17 protein-coding genes are annotated in these 19,123 nt (G+C 71.7%); 8 read left to right on the top strand and 9 right to left on the bottom strand.

What is annotated here, in order from left to right:
* Window positions 1–171: 171 nt before the first annotated feature.
* Window positions 172–597 carry an ATP-binding protein gene (locus tag ACHFIV_RS28490; RefSeq protein ID WP_398974921.1) on the bottom strand — a complete coding sequence of 142 codons (426 nt, stop codon included), beginning with the start codon at window positions 595–597 and terminating at the stop codon, window positions 172–174.
* Between the two features lie 162 nt (window positions 598–759).
* Here ACHFIV_RS28490 and ACHFIV_RS28485 point away from each other — a divergent pair, with 162 nt between their 5' ends.
* Window positions 760–1,632 (top strand): helix-turn-helix domain-containing protein, encoded by an 873-nt coding sequence (locus tag ACHFIV_RS28485; protein WP_398974918.1) that lies wholly within the window; start codon window positions 760–762, stop codon window positions 1,630–1,632.
* Window positions 1,629–1,838: a DUF397 domain-containing protein gene (locus ACHFIV_RS28480; protein ID WP_398974916.1), complete on the top strand. Its 210-nt coding sequence runs from the start codon at window positions 1,629–1,631 to the stop codon at window positions 1,836–1,838. Before ACHFIV_RS28485 ends, ACHFIV_RS28480 begins: the two co-directional genes overlap by 4 nt.
* 71 nt (window positions 1,839–1,909) lie before the next feature.
* On the opposite strand, the gene ACHFIV_RS28475 is transcribed toward ACHFIV_RS28480, so the two are convergent.
* A complete protein-coding gene (locus ACHFIV_RS28475) occupies window positions 1,910–3,187 on the bottom strand; it encodes an LCP family protein (RefSeq protein WP_398974913.1) in 1,278 nt (425 codons plus the stop codon).
* Window positions 3,188–3,306: 119 nt separating this feature from the next.
* Between ACHFIV_RS28475 and ACHFIV_RS28470 the strand changes: the two genes are divergently transcribed.
* Entirely contained in the window at window positions 3,307–3,864 is a 558-nt protein-coding gene (locus ACHFIV_RS28470; protein WP_398974911.1) for an acyl-CoA thioesterase, read from the top strand.
* A gap of 178 nt (window positions 3,865–4,042) precedes the next feature.
* Here ACHFIV_RS28470 and ACHFIV_RS28465 read toward each other — a convergent pair whose 3' ends face one another.
* Complete coding sequence (locus tag ACHFIV_RS28465; RefSeq protein ID WP_458575936.1) at window positions 4,043–5,551, bottom strand: LCP family protein; 1,509 nt, start codon at window positions 5,549–5,551, stop codon at window positions 4,043–4,045.
* Window positions 5,552–5,741: 190 nt separating this feature from the next.
* On the opposite strand from ACHFIV_RS28465, the gene ACHFIV_RS28460 reads away from it, so the two are divergent.
* Window positions 5,742–6,764 carry a glycosyltransferase family 2 protein gene (locus ACHFIV_RS28460; protein WP_398974907.1) on the top strand — a complete coding sequence of 341 codons (1,023 nt, stop codon included), beginning with the start codon at window positions 5,742–5,744 and terminating at the stop codon, window positions 6,762–6,764.
* A gap of 57 nt (window positions 6,765–6,821) precedes the next feature.
* Here the strand turns inward: ACHFIV_RS28460 and ACHFIV_RS28455 are convergent, their stop codons facing one another.
* The 3 genes from ACHFIV_RS28455 to ACHFIV_RS28445 form a co-directional block, all read right to left on the bottom strand.
* Window positions 6,822–8,501 (bottom strand): LCP family protein, encoded by a 1,680-nt coding sequence (locus ACHFIV_RS28455; protein ID WP_398974904.1) that lies wholly within the window; start codon window positions 8,499–8,501, stop codon window positions 6,822–6,824.
* A 485-nt stretch (window positions 8,502–8,986) separates the two neighbouring features.
* Window positions 8,987–10,357 (bottom strand): LCP family protein, encoded by a 1,371-nt coding sequence (locus tag ACHFIV_RS28450; protein WP_398974901.1) that lies wholly within the window; start codon window positions 10,355–10,357, stop codon window positions 8,987–8,989.
* Between the two features lie 187 nt (window positions 10,358–10,544).
* Window positions 10,545–11,297, bottom strand: coding sequence for a TIGR03089 family protein (locus ACHFIV_RS28445; RefSeq protein ID WP_398974899.1), 753 nt, complete (start codon window positions 11,295–11,297; stop codon window positions 10,545–10,547).
* Window positions 11,298–11,436: 139 nt separating this feature from the next.
* On the opposite strand from ACHFIV_RS28445, the gene ACHFIV_RS28440 reads away from it, so the two are divergent.
* The 3 genes from ACHFIV_RS28440 (at window position 11,437) to ACHFIV_RS28430 (ending at window position 15,147) form a co-directional block, all read left to right on the top strand.
* Entirely contained in the window at window positions 11,437–12,876 is a 1,440-nt protein-coding gene (locus tag ACHFIV_RS28440) for an N-acetylmuramoyl-L-alanine amidase (protein WP_398974896.1), read from the top strand.
* 79 nt (window positions 12,877–12,955) lie between these two features.
* The gene (manB, locus tag ACHFIV_RS28435) at window positions 12,956–14,047 is read left to right on the top strand and encodes a mannose-1-phosphate guanylyltransferase (RefSeq protein WP_398974893.1); all 1,092 of its coding nucleotides are present in this window, start codon (window positions 12,956–12,958) and stop codon (window positions 14,045–14,047) included.
* 95 nt (window positions 14,048–14,142) lie between these two features.
* The gene (locus tag ACHFIV_RS28430) at window positions 14,143–15,147 is read left to right on the top strand and encodes a DNA-3-methyladenine glycosylase family protein (protein WP_398974890.1); all 1,005 of its coding nucleotides are present in this window, start codon (window positions 14,143–14,145) and stop codon (window positions 15,145–15,147) included.
* Between the two features lie 9 nt (window positions 15,148–15,156).
* Here the strand turns inward: ACHFIV_RS28430 and ACHFIV_RS28425 are convergent, their stop codons facing one another.
* From ACHFIV_RS28425 to ACHFIV_RS28415, 3 genes are all read right to left on the bottom strand, one after another.
* Window positions 15,157–16,482: a coenzyme F420-0:L-glutamate ligase gene (locus tag ACHFIV_RS28425; protein ID WP_398974888.1), complete on the bottom strand. Its 1,326-nt coding sequence runs from the start codon at window positions 16,480–16,482 to the stop codon at window positions 15,157–15,159.
* Entirely contained in the window at window positions 16,479–17,435 is a 957-nt protein-coding gene (cofD, locus tag ACHFIV_RS28420; protein ID WP_398974886.1) for a 2-phospho-L-lactate transferase, read from the bottom strand. The genes ACHFIV_RS28425 and cofD overlap by 4 nt, the downstream gene beginning before the upstream one ends.
* A 67-nt stretch (window positions 17,436–17,502) precedes the next feature.
* Entirely contained in the window at window positions 17,503–18,003 is a 501-nt protein-coding gene (locus ACHFIV_RS28415) for a cysteine dioxygenase (protein WP_398974885.1), read from the bottom strand.
* Window positions 18,004–18,653: 650 nt separating this feature from the next.
* Here ACHFIV_RS28415 and ACHFIV_RS28410 point away from each other — a divergent pair.
* A complete protein-coding gene (locus ACHFIV_RS28410) occupies window positions 18,654–18,917 on the top strand; it encodes a WhiB family transcriptional regulator (RefSeq protein ID WP_031093859.1) in 264 nt (87 codons plus the stop codon).
* Window positions 18,918–19,123 lie beyond the last annotated feature (206 nt).

Below are 19,123 nucleotides of genomic sequence, written 5' to 3'. Positions count from 1 at the left end.
GGGCACAGTGCGTTGCGTCCTGGAACACGTCGTCGGACGAGGTCGCGGTGGCGGCACGCAGAAGCCACTCGGGCAGAACCTGGCGTCCGGGGCGCCCCGGAGCCTACACATGTCGCGGGGCACCGGGACGCGTTCCGCCGGATCGTGGCTCTCCGCGACCCGGTGGAACGGTCACGGAACGAGATCGAGCTCGGCCCAGACGGTCTTGCGTGGGAAGGGCCCTGGGGCCACGCCCCACCGGTCGGCGAGGGCCTCGACGATGAGCAGGCCGCGTCCCGATTCCGCGTCGTCGGCGGGGGACAGCGGGGCCGGCAGCCGTTCGCTCCGGGTGTCGGTCACCTCGATGCGGAGGTGCTCGCCGTGGTGCACGGCGAGACGCAGCCGGAAGTCCCGGCCCGGTACGCGGCCGTGGACCATGGCGTTCGTGGCCAGCTCGGCGACGATGTGCGCGGCCCGTTCCGAGGGGAGTCCCCAGGCGGCCAGATGGGCCGTGGCGAGCAGCCGGGCCAGCCGGGCTCCCCGCCGGGTGGGGGAGAGCAGCACGGTGAACTCCCATGCGGGAGCGGGGCGTCGGGTGCGGACGGTTTCTGAGTTCACGTCACTCAGAGTGGTCGGCTCTGCGTACCGTGAACAGCGACAACCCGCTTACGTACGGTGATTGTCCCGTGCTTGTCCAGGGCTGTCCTGGCTGTCCGGGGTGACGTGCGGGGGACACAGGGGTTGAACGGGAACGGCATGCGCGTGGGAAGCGGGGCACGGATGAGCGTGGTTGAGGCCGGTACGGAGCACGGTGACGCGGACGAGCCCGGCTGGGACGTCGACCCTGACGACGAGTCCGGAGTCGCCGTGGTCGCCGCGGTGGGCCGCCAGATCAAGGCCTGGCGGGAGTCGGCCGGGCTCCGGGCCGGTGAGTTGGGGGCCGCCATCGGCTACGGGGAGGACCTGGTCTACAAGGTGGAGGGCGGCCGGCGCATCCCCCGGCCGGAGTTCCTGGACAGGGCCGACGAGGTGCTGGGCGCGGGTGGGAAGCTCGCGGCGATGAAACGGGACGTGGCGGAGGTGCGGTACCCCAAGAAGGTGCGGGATCTGGCGAAGCTGGAAGCGAAGGCAGTGGAGCTGGAGGCGTACCACCACCACAACATCAACGGTCTGTTGCAGACCGAGGAGCACATGCGGGCCCTCTTCGCGTCATGGCTGCCTGCTTACACCCAGGACGAAATGGACCGGGTGGTGGCCGCTCGTATGGCGCGACGATCAATCTTCGACAGGGACCCTCTCCCGTCCCTGAGCTTCGTCCAGGAAGAGGTGACGCTGCGTCGTCCGGTCGGAGGCACGAGGGTCTTGCGCCGACAGCTCGAACGCCTCCTGGAGCTCGGGCGGTTGCGCAATGTGGCGATTCAGGTGATGCCGACACACCGAGAGGAACATCCCGGGACGGGCGGGCTGATCGAGATCCTGAGATTTCCCGACGGCAGCGCGGTGGGGCGCTCGGACGGTGCGTTCAGCGGCCGTCCGGTGTCCGATCCGAAGCAGCTCAGAGTCCTGGGCTTGCGCTATGGGATGATCCGGGCCCAGGCTCTTACGCCACGTGAGTCGTCGGCCTTCATCGAGCAAGTGCTGGGAGAGACATGATCCGCAAGCCCTCTGCCGGGGCCCCCTCGGAGCTGCAGTGGTTCAAGAGCAGTTACAGCAGCAGTGGCGACGGCAACGACTGCGTCGAGGTCGCGTCCGCTCCCGGCGCCGTTCACGTCCGCGACTCCAAGCAGCCACCCGGCCCCCGGCTCGGCTTCGCACCCGAGACCTGGGCGGCCTTCGTGACGTACGCGGCCGGGAGCTGACCGGGCGGGCCGGCACGGACGGAGGCCCCTCACCCGCCGACGGGTGAGGGGCCTCCGTGGGCCGGGGGCGGTCAGCTGCCCTTGACCGTGACCTTCTCGTCGTTCTTCAGCTGCTCCACGAGCTGCTTGACCTTGTCCTTGTCCCAGACCAGGTTGCCGTTCACGCTCTGGCCCGAGAGCGGGATGTTCATCGACGTGCCCTCGCCGCCGGTGACGCCCTTCATCGCGAAGAACATGTTGCCGAGCGACCAGAGCGACATGTCCTTGTCCACGATCAGGGTGTCCAGGCCCGCACCCATCGTCGGGTAGAGCTTGAACGGGTTGAGGATCGTCGACGGGGTGGCCGTCTGGGAGGCCAGGGCGGCCAGGAACTTCTGCTGGTTCTTCGTGCGGTCCAGGTCGCTGCCCGCGAAGGCGTAGCGGGTACGGACGAAGGCGAGGGACTGCTCGCCGTTCAGCGTCTGCTTGCCGGCCTGGAAGTCGGCGCCGGACTTCTTGTCCTTGAAGGCCTTGGGGATGTCCATCTCGACGCCGCCGATCGCGTCCACGATGTTGGCGAAGCCACCGAAGCCGATCTCGACGTAGTGGTCGATGCGCAGGCCCGTGTTGAACTCCACCGTGCGGACCAGCAGCTCCGGGCCGTCCTCGGCGTAGGCGGCGTTGAGCTTCACCTGGCGGCCGGTGCCCTCGAACTTCTTGCCGGACTCCGAGCCGACGAAGCTGGGGATCTCGACGTTGGAGTCGCGGGGCAGGGAGATCATCGTCGGGCCGTTGGAGCCGTCGTGCAGGATCATCATCGAGTCGGTCCGCTTGCCCTCGGCCGAGCCCGTGTGGAGCTTCTTCTTGTCCTCGGCCGTCATGCCCTCGCGGCTGTCGGAGCCGACGATCAGGTAGTTCGTGCCGTCGCCCTCGGAGGGGCGGTCGATGACCTTGGCGAGGTCGACCTCGCGCTTGAGCTTGCCGTCGGCCCAGAAGTACGTGCCGATGGAGACGGCGAGCAGCACGACGACCAGGGTCAGGGTGCCGACCTTGATCCGCCGGCCCCAGTCGGGCGCGGACCGTGGCTGGACGTAACCGCTGTCACCGCCACGGCCGCCGCCCTGGGCGCCGCCGCGCTGGCCGCCGCCGTAGACCTGGCCCGTGTTGTAGCCGCTGTCGTAGCCGGGTGCCTCGCCGTAGCCGTCGTAGCCCTGGCCCTGCTGCGGCGGGATCCGGGGCGGGGACTGCGGCGGCGCGGGGCGCCGCCGGACGTGCGGCATGGCGCGGGCGCTCTCGGGCTGCGGGCTCCCACTGCCCCGTCCGTAGCGCTCGCCGGGTCCGCCGTTCCGTCCTTCGGGCCAATCGCTCATGCGGACCAGTGTGCCGTCTCGGCCTGTGCCTCTTACAGGGTGTACGGGAGATCGGGTCACGGCTGTTGCGAAGCTGATGCAATGCAACCCGGTGCAAGCCCCCGCATAAGGTGGACGCCATGACAGATCAGCCCCAGCCACCGGAGGACGATATTCCGGTCAAGCCCACCTCGGCTTCCCGGACGACCCTCAGCCACATCATGACCGGCAACGACACCAACCTCCTGGGGACGGTGCACGGCGGCGTGATCATGAAACTGGTCGACGACGCGGCGGGGGCGGTCGCGGGCCGCCACTCCGGCGGGCCGGCCGTGACGGCGTCGATGGACGAGATGGTCTTCCTGGAACCGGTCCGCGTGGGTGACCTCGTACACGTCCGGGCCCAGGTGAACTGGACCGGCCGCTCCTCGATGGAGGTCGGTGTACGGGTCATGGCCGAACGCTGGAACGAGTCCACCCCGGCCCAGCAGGTCGGCAGCGCCTACCTGGTGTTCGCCGCGGTCGACGAGGACGGCAAGCCGCGCCGCGTACCGCAGGTGGCCCCGGAGACGGAACGCGACCGGCGGCGCTACCAGGAGGCTCAGATCCGCCGCACGCACCGCCTCGCCCGGCGGCGTGCGATCAAGGAGCTGCGGGAGCAGCGGGCCGCGGAAGGCATCGACGACCAGCGGCCTTGACGACCGGATGACGCCCGGTGGGTGTACCGGCGGCGGCCGGCGCCTGTTCCGCCGGCGCACACCCGTCGCGCGTCCGGCCGGCCCGGTCACCGCGACGGTCGCCGGCGGCCGGAGGGGCCCTCGCAGCGTCGGACCCCGGCGGGCCCGCCGCCCGGAGCGCGTGTAGGGGAGCGGCCGGTCAGGGGCAGACCACCTGGTCGCCCGTCACCGTGCCGAACTCTCCGCGCTGCGGGTCCTCCGCCTTCACGCGCCGCACCTCGGTGAAGTCCGAGCCCGCCGTGACCTTCATGGTCCCGCCCTGCCCCCGCACCGCCCTGAGCTCGCATCCCGGCAGCGCGGTGGCCAGGGACCTCGCCGAGCGGTCCCAGCGCGGGTCGTAGGAGACCACCGTCCGTCGCAGATCCTGGTTCCCGCTGCTCAGCGGGGAGCGGGTGGTGTTGAACCCGGTGCTGCGGAGTGCCGCGTCGACGTCCTGGCCGAGCCCGTCCTTCGGCGTCCCGTTGTAGACCTGGACCCGGATCTGCTGCGGGGCCACGTCGACGAGCGTCGCCCTGGGCTGTTTCGGCAGGTGCGGGGAGAGCGGCCGGTCCTCGCGCAGGGCCTGGAACATCTTCTTCGACTTCTCGGCGTCCCACTTCACCGTGGAGCCGACACCCTTGACCTGGTGGCCCTCCTCCTCCAGGGGGACGGAGGCGAACTCGGACGAGGCCGGGGTGAAGCCGCGCATCGCCTTGCCGAGCTCCAGCATCTGTTCCGTGCCGAAGCCCTTGTCGGCCCGGACCGATTCGAGCATCGACGCGGCGACCTGCTGGAACTTCATGGGGTTCATCAGCACGCCGCTGCTGGTCGCCTGCTTGATCAGGGCCGCCATGAACCTCTGCTGGCGCTGCATCCTGCCCAGGTCGGCGGCTCCGTCGAGGTGCCGGGAGCGCACGTAGCGGAGTGCCTGGCCGCCGTCCAGCCTGTGGGTGCCGGCGGCCAGGTCAAGGCCTGTGTGCGAGTCCTTGAGCCGCTTGGCGGTGCAGATCTCCACGCCGCCCAGGGTGTCGACCGTCTTCATGAAGCTGGTGAAGTCGACCTCCAGGTAGTGGTCGATCTTGACGCCCGTCATCTGCTCGACCGTCCGCACCGTGAGGTGCGGCCCTCCCTCGGCGTAGGCGGCGTTCAGCTTCACCGGATGAGGCGGGTGCTCCTTGCCGGTGGTGCCGTCCGTGTGGGCCGGGAGCTCGGCGTAGCTGTCGCGCGGCAGGCTGACCACGCTGGCCCGCTGCCTGTCGGCCGAGAGGTGGACGAGCATGAGGGTGTCGGTGCAGTGGCAGGGGGCCCCGCCCAGTTTGTACTTCTTCCTGTCCGCCGGGCTGATCCCGTCCCGGCCGTCGGTGCCGGCGAGCAGGACGTTCAGGCCCTGGCCGCCCTGGGGGCGGTTCTTCATGTCCTTGAACGGGTCGACCCGGTCGATCCCCGTCTCCAGACCGCTCACCACGGCATGGCCGATCCCGCCGGCGCCCAGCACCAGCACGGACAGCCCGGTGGCGACCCTCATGCCCCACCGGGGCGGCGGCTTCCGTCGGCCGGCCCGGTTCCGGCCGGCGGTCCGGCCGCCGGCTCCGGGCTGCCATGGGGGCCTGCGCTGCGGGGGAGCGGTGCGAGGGTGCGGTGGACGGGGCGATCGGTGCGGCGTGGGCACGAGGGACACCTCCGCGCGAGCGAGTGGGACTTTCGCACGGTAGGCCCATACGATCTGCAGACCGGGAGGAGACCCGGCGGCGCGCGCCGCTGTCCCCCGTTCGCGGTAACGTGGCGGCCGAATCACGCCGCCTCCTGGGGTGCGAGAACCCCCGGAACCCTGGCACCCCCGAGGACCCCCCGAGGACCACATGTCTGCCGCGCAGTACCCAGCCGTCTCCGTGATCATGCCGGTGCTCAACGAGGAACGCCATCTCAGGAACTCGGTCCGGCACATCCTGGAGCAGGAGTACGCCGGCGAGATGGAGGTGGTGATCGCACTCGGTCCTTCGAGTGACCGTACGGACGAGATCGCCGCCGAGCTGGTCCGTGAGGACTCCCGGGTCCACACCGTCCCGAACCCGACCGGACGCACCCCCGCCGCGCTGAATGCCGCGATCAAGGCATCCCGCCACCCGATCGTGGTCCGGGTGGACGGCCACGGCATGCTGTCGCCGGACTACATCGCGACGGCGGTGCGGCTCCTGGAGGAGACCGGCGCGCAGAACGTCGGCGGCATCATGCACGCCGAGGGCGAGAACGCCTGGGAGGACGCCGTCGCCGCCGCGATGACGTCGAAGATCGGTGTCGGCAACGCCGCCTTCCACACCGGAGGGAAGGCGGGACCCGCCGAGACCGTGTACCTGGGGGTCTTCCGCCGGGAGGCGCTGGAGCGTGCCGACGGCTACAACGTCGAGTTCATCCGCGCGCAGGACTGGGAGCTGAACTTCCGCATCCGCGAGGCCGGCGGTCTGATCTGGTTCTCGCCGGAGCTGAAGGTGCAGTACCGCCCGCGGCCCAGCATCCGTGCCCTCTCCAAGCAGTACAAGGAGTACGGCCGCTGGCGCCACGTCGTGGCCCGCTACCACTCCGGCTCGATCAACCTGCGCTATCTGGCCCCGCCGACCGCCGTGTGCGCGATAGCGGCCGGCATCGTCGTGGGCGCGGCCGTCACCCCGTGGGCGTTCGTCGTCCCCGCCGGTTACGCGGCGGCGATCGTCGCCGGGTCGCTGCCCGCCGGCAGGGGCCTGTCGCTGAAGGCACGGGCACAGATCCCCGTGGCACTGGCCACCATGCACATGTCGTGGGGGTACGGCTTCCTGACGAGTCCCCGCTCGCTGGCCAGGAAGGTCATCGCCAGCCGCCGTCCGGCCGTGCGGGAGCAGACGGTCTGACCGCCGCGGCCACTGGAGGAGGGCCCCCTCGGCGGGGCCCTCCTCACCTGTACGTCATCACCAGGTGAAACCCGGGTTGACGTGCATGCACGCCTTCTCGTCCGCGCCGTTGAGCGGGTTCGCGGAGTCAGGGGTCTTCTCCTCGGCGGCCTTGGCGGGATAGGCCCCGTCCTCCCGCCAGTCGGCTCCCACGGCCAGGACGATGCCCGAGACGTCGGCCGACTTCTTCACCTGCGACGCGGGGATCCCCAGTGCCTTGGCCACCGCCTGCGCGTCACCCTCCATGTCCGCGCTGGGGTACAGGACACCGGTCCTGTCAGCCGCCTCGACGTTCTGCGCATCGACCGTCGCCCTGGCGAAGCCCGCGTCCGTGAGCAGCTCCTTGACCGTGCTCGCACGGCCCCGGGCCGGACCGAGGGCGTCCGTGGAGGTCGCGTTGCGCACGCTGACCGCGATCTCGGCGGCGGGGGCTGCCTGGTCCTTGGCGACGGGTGTCTTGCGCTTGGACGCCTTGCCGTCCAGCGGGATGTCCTCGCGGACCATCCGGAACACCTGCTCGGCCTCTTCGGGCTTCGGGTACACCCGGCCGCTGAACTGCCCGGTGCCGTAGACGTTGGGCATGGTCGTCATGGTGATGCGGTCGGTGGGGGCCTTCTTGAGCTCCTCGGCCAGGTCGTACAGCTTCTTGACGGTGTCGAGGCCCTTGTCGACCGTCAGCGCGCTGGTGGCCGCCTCGGCGAGGTCCATCAGTTTCCCGGGGTCGGTGAGCTTGGTGCCCTTGCGCAGCTCGCGGACCATCGAGTTGAGGTACTGGTGCTGGGCCTTCGTCCGGCCCAGGTCCGTGTTGTCCTCGAAGCCGTACCGAGTGCGCAGCCACTGGAGGGCCTGCTCGCCCTTGACGGAGGTGGTGCCCTCCTCCAGTTTCAGACCGGACCCCTTGCCGTCGCCGGTGTGCGAGTAGACGTTGGCGTCGACACAGACGGGGACGCCTCCGATGGCGTCGGCCATGGAGACCACACCCGCGAAGTCGATCATCATGAAGTGGTCGATGGTGATGCCGGTGAGTTCGTACCAGGCGGCCACCGTGCACCCCGGACCGCCCCGGCCCAGGCTCTCGTTGGTCTGGACGTCGACCGTGCTGGCCGGGTACACCTTGCCGGAGTCGGGGTCGGTGCACTTGGGCATCTTCAGCATGGTGTCGCGCGGCATGCTGATGACCGAGATGTTGCTGCGGTCGGCGGAGAGGTGGAGCAGCATCTGCACGTCCGCGAGCGGCGTGCCGCCGAAGGTCTCCTTCGCGCCCCCCAGCTTCTGGTTGGCCGTGGAGTCCCGGGCGTCGGATCCGATGAGCAGGATGTTCAGAGGTGTCTGACCGGCGGCGTTGGCCTTGTGATCGGCCATCTGCTTGTCGCCGAGGGTCAGGTCCTCTTTGCGCAGGTTGCCGTTGAGGTGCTTGTAGTACACGTATCCGGCGCCGCCGGTGCCGAGTATGAGCAGCGCGAGAACGGACGCCGCCCAGCGCAGTATCCGGCGTCTGCCGCCCTTGGTTGCCCGGCGCGTACGCCGGTTGGGACCTGCCCCGCCCTGGCCGCCCTCCGGCGGGGCGGGCCGCTCCCGCCGGCCGTGTCCGCTGCGGCCCGGCCGCCCGCCCGACGCGACACCGGTGCCGTCGCCCGGCGGCCCGTCGTGCCGGCCGCGCGGCCGCGTCCCCTCCCCGCGCATGCTGCTCCGTCCCACCAGGACCCCCCTGCTCCTCAGAATTCCCCTGTGGCGCGACGACCCGTCGTCACTTCGCGCGTTCCGCCTGGCCGGCGCGGGCGCCGGCTCTTCGCACGTTCTGTCTGGAATCCGGCCCGGTGGTCCGGTCGTCCCGGCACAGCAGGAGGGCCGGACGGCTCTCTTCCGGAGTCGTCCCGTCGCAACGCGTGACCGGCGGTCCGCGAGTCGAGGACCCACTCGGCCGGCGGGAGCGGTGTCGCCCGCCCACGGCTGTGCGCGTCCACGGTTGCCTGAGTCCTCCGTCGGTGCCGGGCGAGGCGCCTCCCCGGGGCGCTCGGCCGTTCGCTCCGGACGTGCGCGGTCCGGTGGCCGCGAGCGCCGGATCGCGTCACACTATCCGGCGGAATCGGCCACGGGGGACGCGCGTGCCCGATTCCACACTCCTCATAGCCGGGCATTCCACATATTCCGCTCCGATCGCCTTCTGTGAGGCGCCAGTTGACTCACGAGGCGCACGGGTCGTCCGCCGCGTTGGATCCCGAATAGGTGGGGGCGGGCGTGGGGCTCTCCCGCGAGTCGCCGGGCTCCTGGCCGGAGGGGTCCTTCCCGGAGCTGTGGTCTTCCTGTGGATCCCCGGAACCGGCCACCTCGGCGGGGACCACGGCCACGGGCTCGTCCTTGCGCAGCTGGTCGAACAGCCGGTCCGCGTCCGGCTGCACGAGTTCGTCGCGGTTCGGATCGGCGTGGTAGGCCCTCCGGGGCACGGTGAGGAACTGCACCTTCTCCGTCGGCACGTTCCGCATCCCCCGCACCAGGTCGTACAGGTCCCTCAGGGAGTCCAGACCCGGGTCCGTGGTGAGCGACTTGGTCGCCGCGTCGAGCACCGGGTACAGCCGTGTCGGGTTCAGCAGCACGCCGTTGCTCTGCATCTTGTTGACGAGCGCCCCCAGGAACTTCTGCTGACGGTCCATGCGCTCGGTGTCGCTGCCGTTTCCGATCGACTTGCGGGCCCGCACGTATCCCAGGGCCTCCTCGCCGTCGAGCTTCTGGCGGCCGGCCGGGAGCTTGAGGTGCGCGTCGGCGTCGTCGACCGGTGCCTTGAGGCACACCTCGACGCCGTCGACCGCGTCGACCATGTCCTTGAAACCGTTGAAGTCGATGACCATGTGGTGGTCGACGCGAATGCCCGTCATCTTCTCGACCGTGCGGATCGTGCAGGCCGTGCCGCCCAGCTCGAAGGCCGAGTTGAACTGGGCGAACCGCTCCTTCGTCTCCTTGCCGCCGTCCGTGTGGCAGCCGGGGATCTCCACCATCAGGTCGCGCGGGACGGACACCGCCGTCGCGCTCCTGCGGTCGGCCGCCAGGTGCAGCAGGATCGTGGTGTCCGAGCGCTGGCTCCCGCCGTCGTCACGTCCGTACGCGCTGTTGTCGCCGGAGCGGGTGTCGGACCCGATGAGCAGGATGTTCTGGGCGTCCCCCGCGACCGGCAGGGGGCGTTCCTTCTCGTACGCCTTCAGCTCGGCGGCGGCGCTGGTGTCGGTCGTGATGTTGCCGTCGAGCTTCTTGTACAGCCACCAGCCCGCTCCGGCGGCGACCAGGACGACGAACGAGGCGGCGAGGGCGGTCCGGCGGAGCCAGCGCCGCCTGCCGGCCCGGGGGCCGTGCCCGGGCCGCGCACCCCAGGTCCCGGCCCCGCCCGCCGCCGGCCCGCCGTCGCCGGGCGCGGACGCCCGGGGAGCCTCACCGGCGGCGCCGCCCCGCCCGCCCGCCCCGGACGCGCTCCGGGACCCGCCCGCCGGCCCGCCCCCGGCCGGGTCGTCCGGGCGGTCCGGTTCGGCCGGGGTACCGGGGCTGTCGCTCACGTCTGCGTCCATCCTTCACGTTCGGCGGCGCGAGGGGCCGCCGGTCGCAGGAGTAGACGGCTGAACCTCACGCTTGGTTGTGCATTCGGGCGGCGTTCCCGGTGGAGCTGCGTACCCGCCCGATCATGTACCGCCGTCGGTGCTCAGTCCCGGGGGCTCGGCCCGCCGTGGGCCGGACGGGTGGCCTCGGGGGCGCTTGTCATACCGCCGTGACGGTGATCCGCTCGCTTTCGACCCGTTTGGCCAGACCGTCCTCGTCCAGCCGGTCCAGATGACGGCACAGGACGACGGAACCCCCCGCGGCCAGCGGTGCGAAGAGCCCGGCGGACAGCCCCTCCCAGGTGTCGTACGCGCGGCCCGTCAGCACCCTGGAACCCGGGCCGATGCCCCGCTCCGCCGCGTCCTCACGGGCCCGCGCGACCAGCTGGTCCGCTGTCAGGCCGACGCCCCCGACGGTCAGCGCGGGGGCCGCCGGGTCCACCGGGGCGTACGGTGCGAAGCGGTCGCCCTGGCCCGGCACCTCCACGGCGTAGTCCGCGAAGCCCTCGGGAGCCTGCGGGAACCTGCCGCCCAGCGGGCGCAGGGCCAGCGCGACCCGCTCGCCGCGGCAGGCGCGGGCCAGGTCGAGGGTGTCCGGTCCGCTGACGACGAGATCGGCGGAGGCCGGATCGCCCTGCACCTCGGCGACGACTCCCACCGACGAGCAGGCCAGCAGCCAGACGGCCGACTGCCAGTGCGCGGGGAGCAGCAGAGCGAGCCGGTCGCCCGGCTCGGCGGCCAGGTCGCCCTGGAGCAGATTGGCGGTCTTGGCCACCCAATTGGCGAAGGTGGCCACCGACAGTTCGACGCGCTCTCCGGTTGCGTCGTCGTAGAAAGTGACGAGTGGACGGGCGGGGTCCGCGGCGAGCGCGGATCGCAGCAGGTCGGCGGGGGTGCGATCACTGGCGTTCATCCGCGCAAGGGTACGCGGCGGACGTCGGCGCGCCAGGGCGTGACGGCTGTCTCGTACACCGGTCGGCAGACGGGGCGTCAACTGGCAGCGGGTGCACTCCAGTAGCCGGGAATGCCGGACTCTGCCAAGTATTTCCTGTATGCGTGCACTTCTTGCAACCTCCATCGGCGTCACCTGCGCGACGGCACTCACCCTCCCGCTCGCCGCGCCCGCACCCGCCGCACCCACCCGGCCCCCGGTCGCGCAGGCGCCCGCGGCAGCTTCCGCCGAACCGGCCGGCTCGACCCAGTCCCTGCCCCTGCGGCCGCTCACCGAAGCGTCCCCGAGGACCGGCAAACCCACCGAGCCCATGACTCCGCCCGCCGGGCAGGGGCTCCTCCGGCGCGACTCGCACCGCTTCTCACTCGTCGGCGTGGTCTGGGACGACGCCGACGCCGAGCTGCACGGAACCGTCCAGGTCCGCACCCGTGCGACCGGCACCACCAGGTGGTCCGGGTGGCAGTCCCTCGAGACCCACAACACCGACCACGCCGCCGACTCCGGCAGCCCCGAACGCGAGTCGGGCACCGTGCGCGGCTCCACCGCGCCGCTGTGGGTGGGCGACTCGGACGGCGTCGAGGTACGCGTGCGCTCCGGGACCGCCGGGCCCCGAAGCGGCACCGCGCCGCTTCCCGCCGGTCTCCGGGTGGAACTCGTCGACCCGGGCGAGGACCCGGAGCAGCCACGCGCCGAGGGCACCCCGGCCCCCGGTGCGCCGGGCGCCGTCACCGTCGGCACCCCGTCGCCCGGCACCGCGACGCCCGCCACCGCCCCTCAGCCGGGCGCGCTCCCGGAGGCCGCGGGCCTCACCGTGGCCGCCGCCGAGAGCTCCGCGGTCAACGCGGACCTGGCCCCGCTGGGCGCCACCGAGATCACCGCACTGAGCAAGGCCGAGTCGGAGGAGCAGGCGGTCGTCGGAGCGGGCGCCAAGCCGTTCGTCGGGCCGCGCCCCGGCATCGTCACCCGTAAGGGGTGGGGCGCCGACGAGAGCCTGCGCGAGCGCACCTTCGCGTACACCTCGACGGTCAAGGCCGCCTTCGTCCACCACAGCGCCACCGGCAACAACTACACCTGCGCCCAGGCACCCTCCGTCCTGCGCAGCATCTACCGCTACCACGTCAAGAGCAGCGGCTGGCGCGACTTCGGCTACAACTTCGCCGTCGACAAGTGCGGCAAGATCTACGAAGGCCGCGCCGGGGGCGTGTCGAAGGCGGTCCTCGGGGCCCACACCCTCGGGTTCAACACGAACAGCATGGGCATCGCCGTACTGGGCACGTACAGCTCGAAGAACCCGCCCGCCGCCGCGGTGACCGCGGTCGCCAAGCTCACCGCCTGGAAGCTCGGCCTGTTCGGCCGCAACCCCAAGGGAAAGATCACACTGGTCTCCGGCGGCAGCGGCAAGTACAAGAAGGGCGCGAAGGCCCGGCTCCACGTCATCTCCGGGCACCGCGACGGGTTCGCAACCGAATGCCCCGGAATCCGTCTCTACAAGAAGCTCGGCACGGCCCGGACCAGTTCGGCGAAGCTGCAGGGCCGCTGACCGGGAGGGATCCGACCGGTCTGCATACACTGGCCAGCCGAAACGAGGCCCGGCCCCAGCAGGAAGCAGAGACGGTGCTGTGACAGAGGCAAAAGAAGCGATCCTCCTGGTCGGTGGCAAGGGCACCCGGCTGCGTCCGCTCACGGTGCACACCCCCAAGCCGATGGTCCCGGCGGCGGGGGTGCCGTTCCTCACGCACCAGCTGGCGCGTGCCAGGGCGGCCGGGGTGGAGCACATCGTGCTCGCGACCTCCTACCTGGCGGAGGTGTTCGAGCCGTACTTCGGCGACGGTTCGTCCCTGGGCCTCTCCATCGAGTACGTCACCGAGGACGAACCCCTCGGTACCGGCGGAGCCATCCGGAACGTGGCGTCGCGGCTGGCCTCGGGCCCGGACGAGCCCGTCATCGTGTTCAACGGGGACATCCTCACCGGTCTCGACATCCGGGCCCTGGTCGCGGCGCACGCCACCTCGGGGGCGGACGTGTCCCTGCACCTCACCAGGGTGGAGGACCCGCGCGCCTTCGGCCTCGTGCCGACGGACGCCACCGGCAGGGTGACGGCCTTCCTGGAGAAGCCCCAGACACCCGAGGAGATAGTCACCGACCAGATCAACGCGGGGGCGTACGTCTTCCGACGGTCGGTCATCGACACGATCCCGGCCGGCCGGCCGGTCTCCGTGGAACGCGAGACCTTCCCCGGTCTGCTGGACTCGGGCGCCCACCTCCAGGGCATGGTGGACTCCACGTACTGGCTGGACCTCGGCACCCCGCAGGCGTTCGTACGCGGATCGGCCGACCTGGTCCTCGGCCGCGCCCCGTCCCCCGCGGTCCCCGGCCGCTGCGGCGACCGGCTGGTCCTCCCCACCGCCTCGGTGGCCGCCGACGCCAAGCTCACCGGCGGCACGGTCATCGGCGAGGGCGCGCTGATCGGCGAGGGCGCCAGGATCGCGGGCTCCACCGTGCTGGACGGCGCCGTCGTCGAGCCGGGCGCCGTGATCACCGACTCACTGATCGGAGCGGGTGCCCGGATCGGCAGCCGTTCGGTCCTCACCGGAGCCGTCATCGGCGACGGCGCCCAGGTGGGTGCCGACAACGAACTGCGCGACGGGATCCGTGTCTGGTGCGGGGCGGTCCTTCCCGACGCCTCGGTCCGCTTCTCGTCCGACCAGTGAACGGCCCGGCAGGCGGACCGGCCCCTCCGGCCTGAGAACGGTCCGCGTCGGCCGTACCCTCGAGGGGCACCCCCCGACGACCGAGGACCTCACCCGTGGCAGGACGCTTCGTACCCCGCACCACCGCCGTGCCCCGACAGGAGCCGGTGTCCGGTGCCGGTTCCGCGTCCGCCCCGCCGCAGACCCGGACCTGGACACCGCCGGGCCCGCTCGACCTGCGGCTGGTCCTGAGTCCGCTGCGGCGCGGCCCGGCCGACCCCGCCTACCGGGCGCTGCCCGACGGAACCCACTGGCGGGCGACCCGCACCCCGGCGGGCCCGGGCACGCTGCGGGTCGCGGCGTCCCGCGACGGCCGGATCTCGGCGACCGCCTGGGGGCCGGGCGCCCAGTGGCTCCTGGACGGGCTGCCGGAGCTGCTCGGGGCGGGCGACGCCCCGGACGTCTTCCGCCCGCGCCACCGGTTTCTCGCCCTGACCCAGCACCGCCTGCCCGGCCTGCGACTGCTGCGCACCGGGCTGGTCATGGAGTCCCTGATCCCGTCGGTCCTGGAACAGAAGGTCACCACGGACGAGGCCTACCGTGCCTGGCGGCTCCTGGTCCGCACCTACGGCACCCCCGCCCCCGGACCCGCCGACGCGGCGTTCGGCGCGCACGGCCTGTACGTCATGCCGGACGCCAGGACCTGGTCGCTGATCCCGTCGTGGGAGTGGCACCGCGCGGGCGTGGACGCCAAACGCTCCGCCACGATCCTGCGCGCGGTACGGGTGGCCCGGCGCATGGAGGAGGCGGCCGCGATGGAGCTCCCCGAGGCGATGGCCAGGCTCCAGCTGATCCCCGGCATCGGACCGTGGACCGCGGCGGAGACCCTCCAGCGCTCCAACGGCGCGGCCGACGCCGTGACGGTCGGCGACCTCCACCTGCCGGGCATCGTCGGCCACGCGCTCGCGGGGAACAGGGACGCCGACGACGAGGAGATGCTGGAGCTCCTCGCCCCCTACGCGGGCCAGCGGCACCGCGCGACCCGCCTGATCATGCTCTCGGGCCGCACCCCGGCCCGCCGGGCCCCCCGGATGACGCCACGGGACATCGCCCGGCTGTAGCCGTACGCCTCAGCGCACGGTGATGTAGGCCCCGGCGTCCCGGGCCGCCCGGACCGGCGGTGTCCCCTTGGGATGGCCCACGGCGACCGCGCCCAGCGGATCCCAGGAGTCCGGCAGGTCCAGCACCTCGCGCACCACGGACCGGCAGAACATCGTCGAGGACACCCACGCCGAGCCGAGCCGCTCACCCGCGAGTGCCACCAGGAAGTTCTGCACGCCCGCGCCGGCCGCGACGACGAACATCTCGCGCTCGGCGGTGTCCCGGCGCTCGTCCCCGTAGGTGTGCGAGCCGTCCATCACGAGACACGGCACCGCCAGGTACGGCGCGTTGCGCAGGACGTCGCCCCGCCGCACCCGCTTGGCCACCGACTCCTCGCTGCGCCCGTCCCGCCGCAGATCGGCGATCCACGCCTCCCGCATGGCGTCCAGCAGGCGGTGACGCGACTGCTCCGACTCCAGCAGGACGAACCGCCACGGCGTGGTGTGGTGGGGAGCGGGCGCGGTCACCGCCGCCGCCACCGCCCGCCGTACGGCACCGGGGTCGACCGGCTCGTCGGTGAACTCCCGCACCGTGCGCCGCAGGTTCAGTGCTTCCCGCACCGCCTCGGACGTACCCAGCCGGAACATGTCGTCGGCCGCGACCCGCACCATCGCCCGGGCGCCCTCCTCGCGCGTGCCGGGGGCCGCCACCACGTGCGGCAGTCCGCGCACCACCGCGACCGGCAGCCCGGACGCCTTGCCCTTCACCAGGTCACCGGCGGAGGCCAGCTCGTCGGCGGTGGCCACGACCGTGGCGCTCAGCGGATTGCCGTACCCGTCGGTGCCACCCCGCAGGTCGTCGAGCACCCTGACCCCCGCGGCGCCGATCGCCACGTCCGTGAGGCCGTTGCGCCAGGGGCGCCCGAAGGTGTCCGTGACGACGACCCCGACCTCGACGCCGAGCGCGTCCCGCAGACCGTCCCGGATCAGCCGCGCCGAGGCGTCCGGGTCCTCGGGCAGCAGCAGCACCGTCCCGGCCGGGGTGTTCGAGGCGTCGACCCCGGCAGCGGCCATGACGAGCCCCTGCCGGTTCTCCACGATCCTGAGCGTCCCGCGCCGGGCGACCACCCGGACGGTCTCGGCGTCGATCGCCGCCTCCCGGTCCACCGCCTCGACGATCCGGCCCTCCGCCTTGGAGACGATCTTCGAGGTGACCAGCAGGACGTCACCGTCCACCAGGCCGGGCTCGGTGGCGGCGATCAGTTTCGCGAGGTCGTCCCCCTCCCGCACCTCCGGCATCCCGGGGAGGGCCCACACCCGGTACGAGGGCGCACCGCCGGCCGGCGTCCCGCTCACGCCCGTACCTCCTCGGCCAGCGCCAGAGCCTGGCGGGCCATCTCGGCGGTCGCGTCGACGTCCGTCATCATCAGCGGGACGGCACGGCAGCGGATCCCCGCCGCCTCGACCTCGTCGACCACTCCGGCGTCCACGCTGTCGACGAGCCACCCGTCGAGCAGCCCCGATCCGTAGTGCCGGGCGACGGCCGCCGCGGTGGACTCGACACCCACAGCGGCCAGCACCTTGTCGGCCATGCCCCGCACGGGCGCGTCGCCGACGATGGGGGAGAGCCCGACCACGGGAACCCCCGCCTCGGCGATGGCCTCCCGGATCCCGGGGACGGCGAGGATCGTGCCCACCGACACCACGGGGTTCGACGGCGGGAAGAGGATGACGTCGGACCCGGCGATGGCCTCCAGCACGCCCGGCGCGGGCTCGGCCTGCTCCGCGCCCACCGGCACCACGGCCTGCGCGGGCACGGAGGCACGCAGCTTCACCCAGTACTCCTGGAAGTGGACGGCCTTGCTCTCGCCGTCGACGTCCACCGCCACATGCGTCTCGACACGGTCGTCGGACATCGGGATCAGACGGACCCCCGGCTTCCACCGCGCACACAGAGCCTCGGTCACCGCGCTCAGCGGATAGCCGGCGCCGAGCATCTGCGTACGGACGATGTGGGTCGCGAAGTCACGGTCGCCGAGGCCGAACCACTCGGGTCCCACCCCGTACGCCGCGAGCTCGTCCTTGACCCGGAAACTCTCGTCGGTACGCCCCCAGCCCTGTTCCTCGTCGATGCCCCCGCCGAGGGTGTACATCACGGTGTCGAGGTCGGGGCAGACCTTCAGCCCGAACAGATGGATGTCGTCGCCGGTGTTGCCGATCACCGTGATGTCCGCGTCGGGCGCGGCCTGTTTGAGGCCGCGCAGGAAACGGGCACCACCGATGCCGCCGGCCAGAACCACAATGCGCATGCCCGACAGTCTGTCAGGGCGACGGTGGTGGCGGGCTCCCCGGGGCGGGGCGGGGCGCGGCAGCCCGTCAGGCCGGTACGACGTCCTCGGCGGCCGGAGCGCACCGCGCCGAACGCATCGGCATGTCGGTCAGGCCGGGGAAGTAGACGTGCAGGCTGACGGCGGGTTCGAGGGAGTCGTTGGTGACCTCGTGGACGTATCCGGGAGCGAAGACGCGTTGCGCGCCGGAGCCCAGGGCCTGCGCCCCGCGCGCCGTGTGTTCGGTCAGTTCGCCCCGCAGGACCGTGAGCACCCCGGATGAGGGGCCGTGGTCGTGGTGGCCGCTGCCCTGGCCCGGGACCCAGCTGAGCAGCCACACCTCGTATCCGGGCCCCGTCTGCAGCCGGTGGTACCAGCGGGTGGTGGCGTCGTACCGGACGAGCGGAGCCCACCGGGCGCGGTCGGCGGCGATGGAGCGGGCGAGTCCGGCGAACCCGGCCACGGTGGAGGGGTGGGGGCTGGCCGGCCGCAGGAGGTGCTGGACCTCGAGGAGGTCGCCGGCGATCGAGAGGTCGCTGTCGCTGTTCATGGGTGTGGTGGTTCCTCGGCATCGGATGCGCGTGCGGGGGGTGTCGCGGAGACCGGAACGCGGTGGGGCGAAGCTGGATCAGAGCTGGAGCGCCAGGGCTTCAACAGCTGTGACAGCTGGAACAGCAACAGCGGGCCTGGACAGCGGTACGGAACCCACGGACGTGGGTCGTGTACATCGCTGTGGTCGCTGGCATGGAGTCAAGGAGACCGGCTGGATCCGCCACCTGTCAACTCATTGCCCGATTTGGCGGCAATGTTTCACCCCATCCGGTTGCCGAGGGTGGAGAAAGGTTTTGGCACCCGCCGGACCGGCAAGGTGGCGCATCAACCGTGTCCGTAAACGCGGTTGATGCGCTGTGACCCTACTGTGATCTTGGTCGCTTCGGTGATCGGATCGAAACATCGAGACGGCCCCGGCCGTCTCACTCGGTGAGAAACGGCGCCGGGTGGCGCCGATGGCATATGTCAGGTTTTTGGTGATTTGCACACTTTCTGCATACGCTTGGTTCCGCAGAGTGAATACCGGGGCCAATAGCAGATCTTCGCTTGACTGGCCCGAAGCTACACACTTGTAATTTCACTCGTGTCGTTCGGCCGCACCGGTAACGGCCGCATCACGGGGACGCAAGAGACAGACGAGGGGCGCACATGACCGAGCTGTTCCAGCAACTGCTGGTCGAGGACGCGGACGAGGAGCTCGGCTGGCAGGAGCGCGCGCTGTGCGCCCAGACCGACCCCGAGTCCTTCTTTCCTGAGAAGGGCGGCTCCACCCGCGAGGCCAAGAAGGTCTGTCTCGCCTGCGAGGTCCGCTCCGAATGCCTTGAGTACGCCCTCAACAACGACGAACGGTTCGGGATCTGGGGCGGCCTCTCCGAGCGTGAGCGGCGACGCCTGAAGAAGGCGGCCATCTGACGCAGCGCTCCGCGCGCCGCTACCGCGATGGCCTGGGGGCCGCACCCTGCGCGCAGGGTGCGGCCCCCAGGCCATCGGCATGTCCGGCCATCTCCGGCATGTCCGGCCGTCCCGCGTTCCCGCCGGTCAACCGTTCGGCGCGGGGCGGACATCCGTACCGTTAGTGTGGGGCCCCGTCCGAGAGACGCGCCAACGCCCCGCCGCGG

The sequence above is a fragment of the Streptomyces sp. ALB3 genome (assembly GCF_044385685.1).
GTDB lineage: Bacteria > Actinomycetota > Actinomycetes > Streptomycetales > Streptomycetaceae > Streptomyces.
This window is presented reverse-complemented; position numbering and strand designations above follow the sequence as displayed.